Genomic DNA, 18,131 nt, shown 5'->3' with positions numbered 1-18,131 from the left:
TTTAAAAATGGTCACCAATTCAAAGCTATGAATTGGCGACCGTTTAAACAAACTAACTTAAAAAGTTTTAATACCCTGGATTTTGAACTAAATTAGGGTTTTGATCCAATTCATTTTGAGGAATAGCAATGTATTCTCTTCCAGGTTTATAAGCACCCGTTCCAGCACTATTAGATTTAAAATCAGAGTTGTTTACAATTCTGTCAACCACTTTGCCCCAACGTAACAAATCAAAATATCTTGTACGCTCAAAAGTAAGTTCTTTAATTCTTTCATTTTCAATATCCTGCATTGTTATACTTGCGTAATCAGGCATGTCTACTCTTGCTCTAACCTGGTTTATAGCGTTTAATGCCTCTGTAGTAGAACCATTAAGCATAAATTCAGCTTCAGCAAACATTAATAGAACATCTGCATAACGTAACATTCTTAAATTATTTCCAGCACCATGCCAACCTTCGGCTAGCGATTGAGAAAGCCCATTAAAAGCCCAATCGGTATATTTATTTCCATAAATACTAGTTCCAGAAGCGCCAAATACGTCTTGGTAAGTTTGGTTGCCATAGGTTCTAGAAGAAAGAACATCTCCTTCATATGTAGTAGTTTCTGTTGTGTTGAAGCAGAAAGTTACAAATGTTCTTGGATCAATTTCGTTATTGATTGTTCTTTCACTCAAGAATAAATCTAAAGCCCATTGGTTGACTTCCATACCATCTTGATTTGTAAAACCTGCTGGAGCTAAATCTGGTTGATATCCAGAACCTTTTCCTCTCCCTGGAGCGTCACCACCCCAACCACCGTTACCATCGGCAATTAGTTGAACCTCAAATAATGATTCGGCATTATTTTCAAATTCTTCAGTAAAATTATGTGCATAATTATCCATTAATTGATAGCTGCCGCCCATTATTTTAGCAAACTCGGCTTTAGCTTCAGCATACTTGTTTTGATATAAAAGTGCTTTTCCTAAATAACCAGTAGCTGCTCCAGCTGTAGCTCTTCCTGTTTCATCTGCAGGCCAAGAATCTGGAAGCAAAGATTGTGCATTTTTTAAATCTGATTCGATTAATGCCCAAACTTCTTCTGGTGCGGCTTGTACTATAGATAATGGATCTTCTATTTCTGTAAATGGAATTTCTAGTAACGGAATATTTCTCCAATTATTCAACAAATTAAAATAATTGAATGCTCTTAAAAAATGAGCTTCTCCAAGAATATTGTTTTTATCTTGCTCACTAAAAGTTGGGTCTTCGATACTAGGAACCCTAAATAGCACTTCATTAGCTCTGGTAACGCCTTGATACATAGCTTGCCATACCCATTTAACTGGGTTGCCTGCAGGGTCTGTGTTAAAATAACTAACTTGTGTTCTATCGGAAGTACCAAAACCATTTATTACGTCATCTCTATAATCTGATAAGAAAATTTCAAATCGTGAGTAATATAAAATATTGGTAAGAGGGCTGTAGGCTCCAAATATACCTTTCTTTGCATCTTCACCAGTTTTCCAGAAAGATTCTGGCGTCAATGCATTTGGGTTCGTTTGATCTAAAATATCATCACCACAATTCACATTAAATATGCAAATAAATAATAATGATAAAATGACTTTTAAAGATTTTTTCATGTTTTTCATTTTTCTAATTTTTTTAGTTTAAAAAGAAACTTGTAATCCAAGTTGGTAGGTTCTTGGTGTAGGGTAAGTACCTTCATCTACACCAGCGTTAAATATTTTACTACCAACTCTACCAGCCTCACTACTATTTCCTCCTCTGCCATTTCTACCTACTTCTGGATAGTATCCTTCGTATCCCGTAATGGTAAATAAATTAGTTGCAGAAACGTATAATCGCAACTTGTTTAGGTTTAGTTTATCTAAAATGGTATTAGAAAAATTATATCCTATTTGTGCATTTCTTAATCTAAAATATGCGCCATTTTCTATATAAAAGTCAGACATTCTTTTATTTCGACCATTGTCTGATTTTGTGTTTCTTGGAATATTAGTATTAGTATTTGTAGGTGTCCATGCATTTAAAGCATCTGCAAAATAATTACCTTCATTATCAAAATAGCCTCTGTATTTAGTACCGTTTAGTATAGAATTTCCAGAAACACCATTGAAAAACAGGTTTAAATCAAATTGTTTGTAATTAGCGCCAATACTGAATCCATATTCGAACGTTGGAATAGGGCTGCCAAGGTAGGTTTGGTCATCAGCATCAATATCACCATCACCGTCTAAGTCTTTAAATCTTAAATCACCAGCAACCGGGCTACCTGGGCCATCATTGGCTGCAGTAGCTTCTGCATCTGTTTGGTAAATACCCTCAACTACATAACCAAAGAAAGAACCGATAGGTTGTCCAACATCCGTTTTTGTACTGTTTATAGTATTTGAGGTAAATGAACCTTGAAGAATAGGTGAGGATCCACCTAAATCTGTTACCTTATTGTCTAATGTTGAAAAATTTGCAGAGATATTAAAAGAAAAATCATCACTTAGTTGATCAGAATAGCTTGCTACGAACTCAAAACCTTTATTTTCAACATTGGCAGTGTTAAAAGGAATAGCGTTTGTAAACCCTGTATATAAAGGGAGTTGGATAGGAATGAGAATGTCTTCTGACTCCTTAATGAAATAATCCATTGTAATGCTTAGTTTATTGTTTAGAGCATTAAAATCAAGACCTATATCGGTTGTTTTTGTAGTTTCCCAAAAAATGGATGGATTTACACCTTTTGTAATGGAATACCCTGTAACCCTAGCTTGATCACCTGTGCCTAAAACGTACTCACTAAATAAATTAAGTTCTGGATCTGTAGAATAAATGTCTACATTGTTGGAGCCAATTTCTCCATAACTAGCTCTAAGTTTAATATTTGTTATAGCATCAAAATTTTCCATGAACCCTTCATTACTAAGATTCCAAGCAAGTGCCATAGAAGGGAATGTTCCCCACCTTAAGTCTTCTCTAAAAAGTGATGAACCATCTCGACGAACCGTAGCAGTTAAAAGATATCTGTCATCGAAAGAATAGTTCAATCTTCCAAAATAAGATTGAATCGTTGAAGTTCTGTCGAATGATGGAGCTTCCTGCAATTCTTCTGCTGCAGATGCTACACGAATATTATTTGAAGGGAATCTTCTCGCAACTACACCTAATTGTCTAGTATTATTTTCTTGTTCGGTAAAACCTGCTAGAGCATCTATAGTGTGCTTACCAAAAGTTTTCTTATAATTTAATGTATGCTCTATTAAAGTTGACAAGAAATTGGTATTTCTTTCTCTTAATTCTGAAAACTGTTTAATATTTGAATCTTTAAAAATCTGATCTTCTGGGGTAAATTCGTAATTATTATCTGCAAAAGATTCAAGCCCCAGACTTAACTTATAGGTCAGTCCGTCAATAATTTCATAAGAAGCAGCAATATTTCCTAAAATGGTATTTCTGGTAACAGTTCTGTCTTGTAGAGCAGCAATACCAAGTTCATTGATTATAGTTCCTGGCCCATAGAAGGCACCCAAAGCCTCACCATCTGGTAGGTCAGAAGAACTCCAATCTCCATTATCATCTTTTAGACGTATTGTTGGAATTAAATTTCTTTCCTTATTGAAAAAATTATTTGGGTTATTAACAGTTCTTGTTAATCCGATAGTATTTTCCAAACGGAACCTGTTTTTTGTGAAAGACCCAGTAGCTCTTACCGTAGTTCTTTTAAAATCGGAAAACTTTACTACACCTTCATTATCGAAATGGTTCAAGGATAAGCTATATAATGTGTGTTCACCACCTCCCGAAAGTCTAAGGTTGGTATTTTTAACACTAGAAGTCCTAAGAGATTCTTTGTACAAATCACTTGTATTATTAGGGTTAAATTGAGTGTCATTTGCTGGAGATCGACTGTTACCATCGTTATCATCTGCACGATTTACAATATCTGCATATTGTCTCGCATTAGCCCAATTAAGTTCATTGATTACTTGGTTAAAACCATAACTAGTATCTAAATCAATGCTCAATTGACCCTTTTTTCCTCTTTTAGTCGTTACTATAATAACACCATTTGCAGCTCTAGAACCATAAATAGCTGTAGAAGAAGCATCCTTTAATACAGATATTGATTCTATATCTGCTGGGTTAATCGAATTCATATTACCAGTAATAACACCATCTATTACAAAAAGCGGACTTGAATCTCCAAGAGTACCAGCTCCTCTAATTGTAATTATTGAAGTAGCACCAGGTGAACCGCCTTGAGATTGTACGTTTACACCAGCCATTTTACCTTGTAAAGCTTGGGCAGGATCTGTAAAAGTATATTTTTCAATATCCTTGCTGCTTACTGTTGAAACAGCTCCTGTAAGATCTGATTTCTTTTGGGCTCCATATCCAACAATCACAACTTCGTCTAATTGACTGGCATCTTCAGCCAAAGAGATCGTGATGGAAGTTCTTCCATTTATTGGGATTTCTTGGGTAACAAATCCTAAGTAGCTTACAACAAGTGTTTCGCTACTTGAAGCAGAAATAGAAAATAGCCCATCAAAATCGGTTTGGGCACCAACACTAGTCCCTTTAATTAAGATGTTGGCGCCCGCAAGAGGCTGTCCAGATTCATCTGTAACTGTACCGGTAATTGTTGAGTTTTGGGAATGCCCTATTGCTATTCCTGCTAACCAAACCATGGTTAACATGAAAATGCGATGTTGGCATTTTTGTCTGAGTAATTTTAGTAATTTCATACACGTTTAAGTTTAATTTTAATTAGTTATGAAAATTACCTAAACAATGACCTGAACCATGTTCCATATGTACAAAACCTTAGAACTAGATGTCAAAACATATGTAGTAAAAAGCTCACATGATCAAAAAACAAAAACAATGTAAAGTTCTTATTTTTAATAAGTTAATAATTTTTTGTGCGTAAGATCATTTAGTCCAAATGATCATTTATTGTAGTGATAGGAGATAAATACGTAGAAGTTTCTACGGTAAAATAAAGCTCGATTCTCCGTATTTGAATTTACAAATAATCTTATTTAAAGGGGTGATTTATATGAATTTAAACATCATCATAATCGACAATAAGAGAAGGCGTGGTAGGGTGGGCTTGACATGTCAATATCAATCCTTCAGCAATTTCATTTTCAGTTAAAATATTATTTTGCCTCATGGTAGCTTCGCCTTCTTTTATTCTAGCCAGGCAACTGCTGCAAATACCACCTTGGCAAGAATAGGGAGCATCAAGATCCTCATCTAAAGCAGCCTCAAGAATGGTTTGCTTTTGAGACATTTCAAATGTAGATGCTTCATCATCTACAATAACCGTGATGTTGGTTTTGCCGTTTGAGACAGCTTCCTCTTTTATTTCAGCAGGCTTTGCTGCTTTAAAAAGTTCAAAATGAATACGGTTTTCATCAATACCGTGTTCTGTTAAAACATCTTTCACAGTATGGATCATGGCTTCTGGCCCACAAAGATAAAAAGCATCAACTTCTATATGTTTATGCTTGTTTTTCATAACATAATTAACAGTACTCTTTTCAATGCGGCCAAAAATAGAATCTTCTTCCTCTTGTTGGCTAAATACAAACTGGATAGAAAAACGGTCTTTATAGTCATGTTGAAGTTCTAGAAGTTCGTTTAAAAACATCGTATCTTTGGTTGTTTTATTGCCATAAACCAAAATAACTTTACTATATACCTCTTCTTCTAAGGCACATTTTATAATACTTAAAACGGGAGTAATGCCACTTCCTGCAGCAAATGCAGCTATGTTTTTTGTCTTGGAGTCGTTGGGTTCAAAAACAAAGCGTCCTTTTGGAGGCGCTACATCCAAAGTATCTCCAACTTGCAATTGATTGTTTGCGTAAGATGAAAAAGTGCCATCTTTTACAGCTTTAACGGCTACTTTTAATTCACCGCTTTTTGGAGATACACACAAAGAATAATCTCTTCTCACCTCATTGCCTTTAATTACAGTTTTTAGAGTTATATATTGCCCTGCTTTAAAAACAAATGTATCTTTTAAATTTTCAGGAATATCAAAAGTAATACTAATAGATTCGTTGGTTTCCCTTTGTATTGCAGCAACTACAAGCTTATGAAATGATGACATGTGTAAATTTTTGACAAAAATAGTAAAGTAGATCTGCAAATTTTAACTTTGACTGTAACAATTCTATTAAAATTTATACTGATACATAGAATTCTATAAACTTGAATTTAACTATTAACCAATAAAAAACCTTAAAAATGAAAAAAATTCTATTAGTATGTTTGTTTATGCTAACAATCACTGTTAAAGCTCAAGACAATACCGAATTTAAAAATGTAACGGTTGAATTTATAAAACTTACAGGTGCTGGAGCAGCTTTTGAAAGTGCCATTGCGCAGATTGGATCTGGGGTTTCCGAAACTAATAAAGAAGCTTATACGAAAGAGGCTAATGGAACTTTAGATGCGTTATATACTAAAATAGCCAATCTTTATATGGCTGAATTTACTCAAGATGAGATTGAGGCGTTAGTTGCTTTTTATAATACAGATTTAGGTAAAAAACTGGCAGAAAAACAATTGGATTTAACACAAAAAGCAATGATGTTTGGGCAGTCTTGGGGCATGGAAGTACAGGGCATTGCTCAGAAATATAACTAACCTTAATATGATGGTTAAGCATTTTATAAATTTAGAGTGGAAATCGGCTTTTAGAGCTCCAAATCTGGGAAAAAGCATTGGTGTTAAAATATTTATGGGTTTTCTTGGCTTATGGTTGCTTCTAACATTTTTAGGAGCTGGCATGATTTTATATCCTGGGTTAAAAAAAATTTTCCCAGATAAAGACCCTTTGCTTTTAGTTAATAGTTTTCTGTTTTATTGGGTTTTAGGAGATTTAATTTTTCGTTTTTTCTTTCAAAAACTACCAGTAATGAGTGTGAAACCACTGTTAGTATTACCAATCAAGAGGAGTAAAGTTGTAAATTATGTATTGAGGAAATCATCACTTTCTTTCTTTAATTTTTTACCGCTTTTTTTAATTATTCCTTTTGGGGTTACTTTAATTACTAAAGATTATCCAGTGAATTCCGTTTTAGTATGGATGTTGGCATTAGCTATAATAACCCAGATTAATAACTTTTTAAATTATATTATTGAAAGTTTTTCCTCTAAGGCAGATTTATCGTTTTTGCCTTTAGTAGCCTTATCAGGGATTTTATTTGGATTAAATCATTTTAATATTATTTCTTTTGGTGAGATAATTAGTGATGGGGTCAATGCAATTTATAAGTCTCCAATTTTTATTATAGCTCCAATTCTTATTCTTATAATAATATATCTGGTTAATTTTAAAATATTACGAAAAAAATTATTTTTAGATGGCACACTTAAAAACAAAGCAGAAGCGGTTAACACATCAGATTTAGAATGGACAAAAAACTTTGGAGAGGTTGGACCCTTTATGCGATTAGATATAAAACTAATTTGGAGAAATAAAAGAACTAAATCTACAGTATGGATCATGGTTTTGGGGTTGTTGTATGGCTTATTCATTTATACAAACCCAGGTATGAGTGGTAAAACGCCATTTTACATTTTTGTTGGTGTTTTTTCTACAGGTATCTTTTTAATGAATTTTGGGCAGTTTGTCCCTGCATGGGATAGCAGTTATTACAAACTATTAATGAGTCAGAATATTAAATATGAGAAATACTTGAAATCTAAATTTACTTTAATGACATTTAGTGTGATAATTTTGTTTGTACTAGGTATTCCTTATGTTTATTTTGGTTGGAAGGTGTTATTTGCTCATTTTGCTGCTGCAATTTATAATATTGGAGTAAATACCCATGTGATATTATGGGGAGGTTCTTATAATAGGAAAAAGATAAATTTAGATCAAAAAGCAGCTTTTAATTATCAGGGTACAGGGGCTGTACAATGGCTTATTGGTATTCCGTTATTGCTTTTGCCAATGGGTATATTTACCGGATTCTATTTTTTAACGGGGTTTGAGGCTTCTTGTTTAATAATTATGGTTATGGGAGTATTGGGAGTTGTGTTTCATCAAAAAATAATGTTATTTATTACAGGTAAGTACTTAGATTCAAAATATAAAATGATTGATGCTTTCGATCAAGACAATTAACTTTATTCATTATGATTACAACAAATAATTTATCAAAGAAATATAGCGGAACTCAAGTATTAAGTATAGAATCGTTAGAAATCCCTAAAGGCCAAAGTTTTGGTTTAGTAGGAAATAACGGTGCAGGTAAAACCACGTATTTTAGTTTGCTACTAGATTTAATAGAGCCCACAACAGGTCATATAATAAATAATGAGATCCAAGTTAATAAAAGTGAAGATTGGAAACCATTTACGTCTGCATTTATTGATGAAAGCTTTTTAATAGGTTATCTAACAGCCGAAGAGTACTTTTATTTTATTGGCGAATTACGGGATCAAAATAAAGCAGATATAGATAAATTGGTAGGACAGTTTGAAGACTTTTTTCATGGTGAGATATTAGGGCAAAAAAAATATTTGAGGGATTTAAGCAAAGGAAATCAAAAAAAAGTAGGCATTGTGGCTGCTTTAATAGGAAACCCAGAAGTTATTATTTTAGATGAGCCTTTTGCAAACTTAGATCCAACTACCCAAATTCGTCTTAAAAGGATTATTAAAGATTTGGCAGAAAAACAGAGGACTACTGTTTTAATTTCCAGTCATGATTTAATGCATGTTACCGATGTTTGCGAACGTATTGTTGTACTTGAAAAAGGCAAAGTAGTAAAAGACCTAAAAACAAGTGAAGCGACATTAAAAGAACTTGAAACGCATTTTGCAGAAACAAGTGTTGAGTAGTTGGTTTTCAGTTAGGTAGTAGACCATGTTCGGTAGGCAGTTCTGATTACTTAAATTTTTGTTTTTTGCTTCCTGTCTTGGTAGTTATAATCAATTGGCAGTAAGTAGTGCTCAGTATTCAATAAGTGGTTCTGGTGCTTGAAGTTCTGTTTTTTTATTCGTGTCTTAACGCCTTTGCGAGAACGGCCCATTTTATATAAAATATTCCTGAATTCCTCTATTTTTAATAACATAACTTGGAGAGTTGTTTTTATAGTTCAAAAGTCACCCGATTTTTTAGGTTAATCAAAAAAGATGCTTATTTTTACCTGCTTACATAATATATGTAAGAGTTTGTAGTTATTTATTTAGAAAAATACCAGCATTGAAAAGACCTTCTAAAGCAATATTATTCATTATATGTACTACGTTATTGGTTGTAAGTTGCTCCAGAAAAAAGGATAAATTTATTACCAGAAATTTCCATGCAATCACGGCAGAATTTAATACCCTTTATAATGGTTACAATGCTTTAGAGCAAGGCAGGGAAAATCTTAATAAGAGTTATACCGATAATTATTGGGATGTGCTTCCTATAGAGCGCATGCAAATATTCGATGAAGTTGTACTTCCTGGGCAATCTAAAAACGAAGATTTTACCAGAGCAGAAGAAAAAGCTGTTAAAGCGATTCAGAAACACAGTATGAATATTGATGGGAAAGAGAAAAACCCACAAATGGATGAAGCTTATCTGTTATTGGGGAAATCCAGATATTTCGATCAGCGTTTCATACCAGCTCTGGAAGCGTTTAATTATATACTTTACAAATATCCAGCAAGTGATAAGATAAACCAAGCAAAGGTTTGGCGTGAAAAAACAAATATTCGCTTAAACAATGACGATTTAGCTATTAAGAATTTGAAACGCCTTTTATATCAAGAAGATTTAGAAGGTCAAGATTTAGCAGATGCCACATCCATGTTGGCGCAAGCATATTTAAATACAAAATCTGTTGATAGTGCCATTACGCAATTAGAAATAGCATCTAATGCAACTAAGAGTAATGATGAGCGTGGACGCTATCGTTTTATACAAGGACAATTATATAATAAACTAGGTAAAAAAGACAGTGCTAATTGGGTGTTTGATAAGGTCATAGAGCTTAACCGTAAAACACCTAGGATATATATGATAAGTGCTCATATCGAAAAAATTAAAAATTTCGATTATGAGAATGGTAATAAATTAGAGTTAACAGAATTGCTAACAGAACTTCAGGAAAATAGAGAAAACAGACCCTTTTTAGATAAAATTTATCATCAAATAGCAGAATATCATTTAAACAATCAATCAGATAGTTTAGCAATAGCCTATTATAATAAATCACTACGTACCAATTCCAACGATAAACTTTTAAAAGCTAGGAATTACGAAATTCTTGGTGATATGAATTTTGACAAATCGATTTATAAGGATGCAGGCAAATATTATGATAGTACTTTAGGGAATTTGGTTTTAAACTCGAAGCCATATCGTGTTATTAAACGCAAACGAGATAATCTGGAAGATGTTATTTATTATGAAGCCATAGCACAAGTTAATGATAGTATTTTAAGGCTTGTGAATTTATCTGAAGTAGATAGATTGGCTTATTTTGAATCGTTAATTGAAGAGCTAAAAATTCAGGCAAAGGAAGAAGAGGAGCAAAAGAAAAGGGAAGAAGCTGCCCAACGTAATACGGGTTTGGTAACAGTTAATAATCAAATAGGAGGAGGTCTAAATCCTCAAGGAGGTACACCTAATCAAGCAAACGTGTTTTACTTTTACAACCCTACAACAGTAGCCTATGGGAAAAATGAATTTATAAAAATTTGGGGAGATAGAAGTTTAGAAGATGATTGGAGATGGTCCAGTAAATTAAAATCAGGAAGCATTAGCAGCGATGTAAATGACAATGATATTTTAGCTTCTGCAACAAAAGAAGAATTATTCGACCCTCAGTTTTATATATCTAAAATTCCTTCCGAGGAAAAAGAAATTGATAGCATTTCTAAAGAGCGCAACTATGCTTATTATCAGCTAGGACTAATTTATAAGGAGAAGTTCAAGGAATATGAGCTGGCAAAAGGCAAATTCCAAAATTTACTAAAAAGTAACCCAGAAGAGCGTTTAATATTGCCATCTAAATACAATCTATATAAAATCTATGAGATTTTAGGTGAAAATGACGAAGCAATTATTGCTAAAAATGAGATTATTAAAAATTATCCAGATTCTAGATATGCCACTATTTTAAGCAGTCCAGAATTGGCATCAGAACGTGATGAGAATAGTCCAGAAAGTATATACGAAGCCCTTTATGAACAGTATGAAAATCAGGAATTCGACGATGTGATTTCTAAAAGTGAAAATTATATAAATGTATTTGATGGAGAGGCTATTGTGTCAAAATTCGAGCTGTTAAAAGCGACAGCCATAGGAAGGTTACATGGGTACGATGCTTATAAAAAAGCAGTCAATTATGTGGCCATTACTTATGCAAATACACAAGAAGGGATACAAGCTCAGAATATTGAAACCAATATATTGCCTAAACTAATCAATAAAGATTTTGTTGAAGATAACGATAGTATAACGAATAATTATAAAATTATTTTTAAGTTTGAAAATCCAGAAATGGAGCAGATTTCTAGCTTTCGAGAGACTCTAGATGAAGTTTTAAAAAATATAAGGTATTATGATTTAAAGTCTTCTGTCGATGTGTATAATCCAAATACAATGCTTGTTATTGTTCATGGGTTAAAAAATGCACAAGTGGCAAAAGCATTCGACCAATTAGTGATTGAAGAAGATAAAAACAAAATTAAAGAACCATATTTTGCAATAGCATCGGCAAATTATCAAATTGTGCAAATCCACAAAAACTTAGATGCTTATTTAAGTACAGATAACAATTAAATTAATAGCATTATGTTCTCCGATAATAAAAAAGATAATAAAAAAGAAAAACAAATGGTAGAGGGAAAACCAAGTCAAAACATTGTATCACAAGGCACCAAAATGGTTGGTGACTTTAATAGTGAAGGCGATTTTAGAATCGATGGCATTATAGAAGGAAATATTAAAACTTCAGGAAAAGTAGTTGTTGGTAAAACGGGTTTCATTAAAGGAACTTTACATGGTACAGATGCCTATTTTGAAGGGAAATTTTCAGGAAAATTAGCACTTTCAGGCACACTAACATTAAAGACATCGGCGTTTATTGAAGGTGAAGTTGTTGTTGGCAAATTAGCTGTTGAGCCTGGTGCTACATTTAATGTAACCTGTGTTATGAAAGGGACCGTTAAAGAAATGAATAAAGGTGGGCAACAGCAACAAGGACAACAAAAAAGACCAGAAGCCGAAAAAACAGCTTAAAAACGCTGCAATTCTTACGGGAATAGGGCTGCAAATGGGAGTTACTATTTACTTGTTTGTGCTTCTAGGTAAGTGGTTGGATACTAATTATAATGACGGCGAAAAACGATACATTATAATTATGACACTTTTAGGAGTTGCTATTTCGTTATATGCCGTTCTTAAACAAGTCAATCGAATTAAATATTGATGAATAATCCTTTTTTTAATTTTACAGTAAAGACTTTTATTGTTTTAGTTGTAGCTTTTTGCGCCCATATAAGCATATTGGATATTTTTGATTTTCCACTTTTCGAAAATAGAATCGTACTATCTTACGTCATAAATTTCATTTTAGTAGTTGTTATTTTCGGCGTGCTCTATCTACTCAAAAAAAAATACAAAAGTCAGTTGGGTTTTTTGTTTTTAGCAGGTAGTTTTTTAAAGTTTGCCGTCTTCTTCATAGTGTTCTACCCTTTTTATAAACAGGATAATAGCATTACTAAACTAGAGTTTGCTGCTTTTTTTGTACCCTATGTTTTTGGTTTAGTTATAGAATCTGTTAGTTTAAGCAAATGGCTAAATAAACTGGAATAAGTCTCTTAATTTTTTCATTAAAGCAATCCTTTAAAATAAAAAGCAAAATTGTTTTTGTTTTTGATATAAAAACATACCTTTGCAGCGATTTTTAAGCCACTATTATTTAGAGTGATATGCGAAGAAAAATATCTTTAAAACCGATTACATTATTACTTCTTTTAGTAACCTTCGTTTCTTTTGGTAAAGAACAAGAAGGTCACGGTGAACAGAAAACCGATCAAAAGACTGAAATAAAAGAATATATTCAACACCATTTACAGGATTCTTACGATTTTAGTTTGTTTTCGTACACAACTGAAACTGGAGAGCATAAACATTTTGGATTTCCATTGCCAGTTATTTTATGGGATAATGGTTTAAAAGTGTTTTCTTCATCAAAATTCCACCATGGAGAAACCGTTGCCGAGGTTGATGGAAGTTTCTATAAAGTACATCATTCAAAAATTTATAAAGTTGATGGCGCTGATGGACAAATCATTGAGGATGATCATCACCATGCTACCAACGAAAAGCCTTTGGATTTTTCAATTACTAAAAACGTAACAATGATCATGATGGTGTTCTTGATTATGTTTTTTATGTTTAAGAGAATGGCCAGTGCTTATAAAAAGAATGGCGGTATGCCAAAAGGTATGGGGCGTTTCTTAGAGCCTATTGTGTTATATGTGAGAGATGAAATAGCAATCCCTAATATTGGTAAGAAACATTATAAAAGATATATGAGTTATTTGCTAACCGTGTTCTTTTTTGTATGGATCGTTAACCTTTTTGGATTAACTCCAATAGGAATGAATGTTACAAACAATATAGCCGTAACATTTTGTTTAGCAATTATTACTTATTTGATTACAACATTTTCAGGAAATAAAAATTACTGGAAACACATCTTCTGGATGCCAGGAGTACCAGTTCCAATGAAAATAATATTAGCGCCAATTGAATTATTGGGAACCTTTATCAAGCCTTTCGCACTAATGATTCGTTTGTATGCGAACATTACTGCGGGACACATCGTATTGATGAGTATTATTGGGATGATGTTTGTATTCAACAATTGGTTAGGTAGTTCTTTATCATTTTTGTTAGCCTTTGTACTGGGGATTTTAGAATTGCTGGTTGCGGCTTTACAAGCTTATATTTTTACAGTGTTATCGGCATTGTATTTTGGTATGGCGGTTGAAGAACATGACCATCATTAAGTAAATTAATAGGTTGCCAAGCGTAACCGAAGTAAAAATGAATGTTTAATTTTTAATTATATATATTATGGAAATTCCAGCTATCGTAGGAGCAGGTTTAGTAGTAATTGGAGCAGGGATCGGAATCGGTAAGATTGGTGGTTCAGCTATGGAAGCAATTGCACGTCAACCAGAAGCTACAGGAAAAATTCAAACGGCTATGCTTATTGCAGCAGCCTTAATTGAAGGTATTGGATTTGCTGCTTTATTTGCAGTATAATAACCAAACAAAGTAAAGAAGCAGCTATAACGGTTGGTTATAGCTGTTCTTTAAAAATTAAACAGAAGTTATTTTAGAAATATAAATTATTATGGAAGAATTATTAGGAGGGTTTTCTTTAGGACTGTTTTTTTGGCAAGCTGTACTTTTCGTAGCTTTAATACTTTTGTTAAAAAAGTTTGCTTGGAAACCAATTTTAGATTCGGTTAATGATAGAGAAGAAGGTATAAAAAATGCATTAGATTCTGCTGAAAAAGCAAAATTAGAAATGGAAAACCTTCAAGCTGATAATCAAAAATTATTAAAAGAGGCTAGAGCTGAGCGTGAGACCATGTTGAAAGAAGCACGTGATATCAAAAATAAAATGATAGAAGATGCTAAAGGTGAAGCCCAAGAACAAGCTAATAAGTTAATTCAACAAGCACAAGCAGCCATTGAAAGTGAAAAGAAAGCAGCGATGGCCGAGCTTAAAAATCACGTAGCAGGTTTATCTTTGGATATTGCTGAGAAAGTAGTACGTGATGAATTATCTAACAAAGACAAACAATTAAAATTGGTTGAAACAATGTTGGGTGAAAAATCATTAACAGAAGCATAATGGCAGGAGCAAGAGCAGCAATACGTTACGCAAAAGCAGTATTAAGCTTGGCATCAGATCAAAAATCAGCTGAAGCTGTGAATAATGATATGAAGTTAATTGCTGATACGATTGCAGAAAGTAAAGACTTAAGTGAAACACTTCAAAGTCCTGTAATTAGTTCTTCAGTAAAAAAAGCTGTTTTATTAGAGATTTTTAAAAAATCAGATAAAACAACATTAAGCTTAGTAGATACTTTAGTTAACAACAATAGAATTGATATTTTAGGGCAGGTTGCTTTAAAATACAACCAGCTTTTTGACGAATCAAAAGGTATAGAATTAGCAACAGTTACAACAGCAATTGCTTTAACAGCAGATTTAAAGAAAAAGGTCTTGGCTAAAGCAAAAGAGCTTACAGGTAAAAATGTTGAAGTAGAAAATATTATAGATGAAAGCATTTTAGGTGGTTTCATTTTACGTATAGGAGATATACAATACAACGCAAGTATTGCAAATCAACTAAACAAATTAAAAAGAGAATTTACATTAAATTAAACTTGCCCTGAGCGTAGTCGAAGGGTCGAAATAAACAATAAGATGGCAGAAGTAAAACCAGCTGAAATATCAGCAATCTTAAAACAGCAACTTTCAGGTTTTGAAGCAGGAGCTTCGTTAGATGAGGTTGGAACAGTATTAACAGTAGGTGATGGTATTGTACGTGCTTACGGATTGGCTAACGCTCAATATGGTGAGTTAGTAGAATTCGAAGGTGGATTAGAAGGTATTGTACTTAACCTTGAGGAAGATAATGTAGGTATCGTATTATTAGGTGCTTCTACAGGTGTTAGAGAAGGATCTACTGTAAAGCGTACTGGACGTATTGCTTCTATTAATGTAGGTGAAGGTATTGTTGGACGTGTTGTAGATACTTTAGGTAACCCTATTGATGGTAAAGGTCCAATCACTGGAGACACTTACGAGATGCCTTTAGAGCGTAAAGCGCCAGGTGTTGTTTTCCGTGAGCCAGTAACAGAACCATTACAAACAGGTATTAAATCTATTGATGCGATGATTCCTGTAGGTCGTGGGCAACGTGAATTGGTTATTGGTGACCGTCAAACAGGTAAAACAACGGTTTGTATTGATACCATCTTAAATCAAAAAGAATTTTACGATGCAGGTGAGCCTGTATATTGTATATATGTTGCTGTAGGCCAAAAAGCATCTACAGTAGCAAATATTGCAAAAACATTAGAAGATAGAGGTGCCCTTGCTTATACAACTATTGTAGCAGCAAATGCGTCAGATCCAGCTCCAATGCAAGTATACGCTCCTATGGCGGGTGCTGCAATTGGTGAATATTTTAGAGATACTGGTCGTCCAGCTTTGATTATCTATGATGATTTATCAAAGCAAGCAGTTGCATACCGTGAGGTTTCGTTATTATTACGTCGTCCACCAGGACGTGAGGCGTATCCAGGTGACGTTTTCTACCTTCACTCAAGATTATTAGAACGTTCTGCAAAAGTTATTAATGATGATAGCATTGCTAAAGATATGAACGACCTTCCTGATTCATTAAAACCATTAGTGAAAGGAGGAGGGTCTTTAACAGCTTTGCCAATTATTGAAACACAAGCAGGTGACGTATCAGCATATATTCCAACAAACGTAATTTCTATTACAGATGGACAGATTTTCTTAGATGGAGATTTATTTAACTCTGGTGTGCGTCCAGCAATTAACGTAGGTATTTCGGTATCTCGTGTTGGTGGTAATGCTCAGATTAAATCAATGAAAAAAGTATCTGGTACTTTAAAATTAGATCAAGCACAATTCCGTGAATTGGAAGCATTTGCTAAGTTCGGATCAGATTTAGATGCTGTTACTTTAAATGTAATTGAAAAAGGTAAACGTAACGTTGAGATTTTAAAACAGGCTCAAAACGATCCATTTACCGTAGAAGACCAAATTGCTATTATTTATGCAGGATCTAAAAACTTGTTAAAAGATGTTCCTGTTGAGAAAGTAAAAGAATTTGAAAGAGATTTCATAGAATTCTTAAGAGCAAAACATGCAGATGTACTTGGTACATTAAAAGCAGGAAAGTTAACTGATGAGGTTACAGATACATTAACAGCTGTAGCAAAAGATTTATCAGGAAAATATACAGCTTAATTGTCATTCCTGCGTTTCACAGAGTAAAGTCTAAGTGAAGGGTAGGAATCTCGTGTTTTGAAGTTCAATTAAATTAGATTTCGCATGAAGTGCGGAATGACAGAAATAGAATGGCAAACTTAAAAGAAATACGTAACAGAATATCATCGGTATCTTCAACCATGCAGATTACCAGTGCCATGAAAATGGTGTCTGCTGCAAAGTTAAAGAAGGCACAAGATGCTATTACCGCTATGCGTCCTTATGCAGATAAGTTAACCGAGCTTTTGCAAAGTTTAAGTGCGACTTTAGATGCAGATTCTGGAAGCAAGTATGCAACACAACGTGAAGTAAAAAACGTGTTAATAGTACCTATCACTTCTAATAGAGGTTTGTGTGGTGCTTTTAATTCGAATATTATTAAACAAACACAGCATCTAATTGATGCGACTTATGCAGATAAAAATGTATCGGTTGTGGCAATAGGAAAGAAAGCGAATGATACTTTTGCTAAACAAAATAGAGTGATTGCTAATAAGAGTGACGTTTTTGATGATTTAACGTTTGATAACGTTGCCACCATTGCTGAATTACTCATGGATAAATTTGTTTCAGGCGAGTTTGATAAAATTGAAATCGTTTATAACAAATTTAAAAATGCAGCAACTCAAATTATAATGACAGAACAGTTTTTACCAATTGTTCCCGTTGAAGGAGGTGCTAATAATAGTGCAGATTACATTTTCGAGCCATCTAAAGTACAAATTGTAGAGGAATTAATACCTAAGTCGTTAAAAACACAATTGTATAAAGGTGTTAGGGATTCTTTTGCAAGTGAACATGGAGCACGTATGACAGCCATGCACAAAGCAACAGATAATGCTACTGAGTTAAGAGATCAACTTAAATTAACTTATAATAAAGCACGTCAAGCTGCTATTACCAATGAAATCTTAGAAATTGTTGGTGGGGCGGAAGCGTTGAACAATTAGACGAAGCGTAGCGAGTCAAATGTTCAAAAAGATCGGAAGCGTTGAACAATTAGACGAAGCGTAGCGAGTCAAATGTTCAAAAAGATCGGAAGCGTTGAA

The 18,131-nt window shown here is 33.5% G+C and carries 15 protein-coding genes; 12 read left to right on the top strand and 3 right to left on the bottom strand.

Annotated elements, in window-relative coordinates; translation table 11 throughout:
* Positions 1–67: 67 nt before the first annotated feature.
* From HHX25_RS17460 to HHX25_RS17450, 3 genes are all read right to left on the bottom strand, one after another.
* The gene (locus HHX25_RS17460) at positions 68–1,636 is read right to left on the bottom strand and encodes a RagB/SusD family nutrient uptake outer membrane protein (RefSeq protein WP_169676146.1); all 1,569 of its coding nucleotides are present in this window, start codon (positions 1,634–1,636) and stop codon (positions 68–70) included.
* An 18-nt stretch (positions 1,637–1,654) separates the two neighbouring features.
* Positions 1,655–4,747, bottom strand: a complete 3,093-nt coding sequence (locus tag HHX25_RS17455; RefSeq protein WP_169676144.1) for a SusC/RagA family TonB-linked outer membrane protein — start codon at positions 4,745–4,747, stop codon at positions 1,655–1,657.
* A gap of 320 nt (positions 4,748–5,067) precedes the next feature.
* Positions 5,068–6,123: a ferredoxin--NADP reductase gene (locus HHX25_RS17450; RefSeq protein WP_169676142.1), complete on the bottom strand. Its 1,056-nt coding sequence runs from the start codon at positions 6,121–6,123 to the stop codon at positions 5,068–5,070.
* A gap of 137 nt (positions 6,124–6,260) precedes the next feature.
* Between HHX25_RS17450 and HHX25_RS17445 the strand changes: the two genes are divergently transcribed.
* From HHX25_RS17445 to atpG, 12 genes are all read left to right on the top strand, one after another.
* Positions 6,261–6,662 (top strand): DUF2059 domain-containing protein, encoded by a 402-nt coding sequence (locus HHX25_RS17445; RefSeq protein ID WP_169676141.1) that lies wholly within the window; start codon positions 6,261–6,263, stop codon positions 6,660–6,662.
* Between the two features lie 7 nt (positions 6,663–6,669).
* Positions 6,670–8,151, top strand: coding sequence for a DUF5687 family protein (locus HHX25_RS17440; RefSeq protein WP_317169107.1), 1,482 nt, complete (start codon positions 6,670–6,672; stop codon positions 8,149–8,151).
* 11 nt (positions 8,152–8,162) lie between these two features.
* Positions 8,163–8,870: an ABC transporter ATP-binding protein gene (locus tag HHX25_RS17435; RefSeq protein WP_169676140.1), complete on the top strand. Its 708-nt coding sequence runs from the start codon at positions 8,163–8,165 to the stop codon at positions 8,868–8,870.
* Positions 8,871–9,234: 364 nt separating this feature from the next.
* On the top strand, positions 9,235–11,808 hold the full coding sequence (porW, locus tag HHX25_RS17430; protein ID WP_169676139.1) for a type IX secretion system periplasmic lipoprotein PorW/SprE: 2,574 nt from the start codon (positions 9,235–9,237) through the stop codon (positions 11,806–11,808).
* Between the two features lie 12 nt (positions 11,809–11,820).
* Positions 11,821–12,267, top strand: a complete 447-nt coding sequence (locus tag HHX25_RS17425; protein WP_169676138.1) for a bactofilin family protein — start codon at positions 11,821–11,823, stop codon at positions 12,265–12,267.
* On the top strand, positions 12,212–12,457 hold the full coding sequence (locus HHX25_RS17420) for an AtpZ/AtpI family protein (RefSeq protein ID WP_317169106.1): 246 nt from the start codon (positions 12,212–12,214) through the stop codon (positions 12,455–12,457). The genes HHX25_RS17425 and HHX25_RS17420 overlap by 56 nt, the downstream gene beginning before the upstream one ends.
* A gap of 502 nt (positions 12,458–12,959) precedes the next feature.
* The gene (gene atpB, locus HHX25_RS17415) at positions 12,960–14,045 is read left to right on the top strand and encodes a F0F1 ATP synthase subunit A (RefSeq protein ID WP_169676136.1); all 1,086 of its coding nucleotides are present in this window, start codon (positions 12,960–12,962) and stop codon (positions 14,043–14,045) included.
* 67 nt (positions 14,046–14,112) lie between these two features.
* Positions 14,113–14,304 carry an ATP synthase F0 subunit C gene (atpE, locus tag HHX25_RS17410; RefSeq protein ID WP_076698954.1) on the top strand — a complete coding sequence of 64 codons (192 nt, stop codon included), beginning with the start codon at positions 14,113–14,115 and terminating at the stop codon, positions 14,302–14,304.
* Between the two features lie 91 nt (positions 14,305–14,395).
* On the top strand, positions 14,396–14,902 hold the full coding sequence (locus HHX25_RS17405; protein ID WP_169676135.1) for a F0F1 ATP synthase subunit B: 507 nt from the start codon (positions 14,396–14,398) through the stop codon (positions 14,900–14,902).
* The gene (gene atpH / locus HHX25_RS17400; RefSeq protein WP_169676134.1) at positions 14,902–15,438 is read left to right on the top strand and encodes an ATP synthase F1 subunit delta; all 537 of its coding nucleotides are present in this window, start codon (positions 14,902–14,904) and stop codon (positions 15,436–15,438) included. Before HHX25_RS17405 ends, atpH begins: the two co-directional genes overlap by 1 nt.
* Positions 15,439–15,480: 42 nt before the next feature.
* Positions 15,481–17,061 (top strand): F0F1 ATP synthase subunit alpha, encoded by a 1,581-nt coding sequence (gene atpA / locus HHX25_RS17395; protein ID WP_169676133.1) that lies wholly within the window; start codon positions 15,481–15,483, stop codon positions 17,059–17,061.
* Positions 17,062–17,171: 110 nt separating this feature from the next.
* Positions 17,172–18,032 (top strand): ATP synthase F1 subunit gamma, encoded by an 861-nt coding sequence (gene atpG, locus HHX25_RS17390; RefSeq protein ID WP_169676132.1) that lies wholly within the window; start codon positions 17,172–17,174, stop codon positions 18,030–18,032.
* The last annotated feature ends 99 nt before the right edge of the window (positions 18,033–18,131 follow it).

The sequence above is a fragment of the Flavivirga algicola genome (genome assembly GCF_012910715.1).
GTDB classification, from domain to species: Bacteria; Bacteroidota; Bacteroidia; order Flavobacteriales; family Flavobacteriaceae; genus Flavivirga; species Flavivirga algicola.
Note: the sequence above shows the minus strand (reverse complement) of the source record. Positions and strands in the feature narration are given on the sequence as shown.

Excerpts from the sequence above, each read along its gene's own strand:
- atpG (WP_169676132.1), top strand. The coding sequence starts at position 17,172 with ATGGCAAACTTAAAAGAAATACGTAACAGAATATCATCGGTATCTTCA.
- atpB (WP_169676136.1), top strand. The coding sequence starts at position 12,960 with ATGCGAAGAAAAATATCTTTAAAACCGATTACATTATTACTTCTTTTA.
- atpA (WP_169676133.1), top strand. The coding sequence starts at position 15,481 with ATGGCAGAAGTAAAACCAGCTGAAATATCAGCAATCTTAAAACAGCAA.
- HHX25_RS17440 (WP_317169107.1), top strand. The coding sequence starts at position 6,670 with ATGATGGTTAAGCATTTTATAAATTTAGAGTGGAAATCGGCTTTTAGA.
- atpH (WP_169676134.1), top strand. The coding sequence starts at position 14,902 with ATGGCAGGAGCAAGAGCAGCAATACGTTACGCAAAAGCAGTATTAAGC.
- atpE (WP_076698954.1), top strand. The coding sequence starts at position 14,113 with ATGGAAATTCCAGCTATCGTAGGAGCAGGTTTAGTAGTAATTGGAGCA.
- HHX25_RS17425 (WP_169676138.1), top strand. The coding sequence starts at position 11,821 with ATGTTCTCCGATAATAAAAAAGATAATAAAAAAGAAAAACAAATGGTA.
- HHX25_RS17405 (WP_169676135.1), top strand. The coding sequence starts at position 14,396 with ATGGAAGAATTATTAGGAGGGTTTTCTTTAGGACTGTTTTTTTGGCAA.
- HHX25_RS17450 (WP_169676142.1), bottom strand. The coding sequence starts at position 6,123 with ATGTCATCATTTCATAAGCTTGTAGTTGCTGCAATACAAAGGGAAACC.
- HHX25_RS17460 (WP_169676146.1), bottom strand. The coding sequence starts at position 1,636 with ATGAAAAACATGAAAAAATCTTTAAAAGTCATTTTATCATTATTATTT.
- HHX25_RS17435 (WP_169676140.1), top strand. The coding sequence starts at position 8,163 with ATGATTACAACAAATAATTTATCAAAGAAATATAGCGGAACTCAAGTA.
- HHX25_RS17445 (WP_169676141.1), top strand. The coding sequence starts at position 6,261 with ATGAAAAAAATTCTATTAGTATGTTTGTTTATGCTAACAATCACTGTT.
- HHX25_RS17455 (WP_169676144.1), bottom strand. The coding sequence starts at position 4,747 with ATGAAATTACTAAAATTACTCAGACAAAAATGCCAACATCGCATTTTC.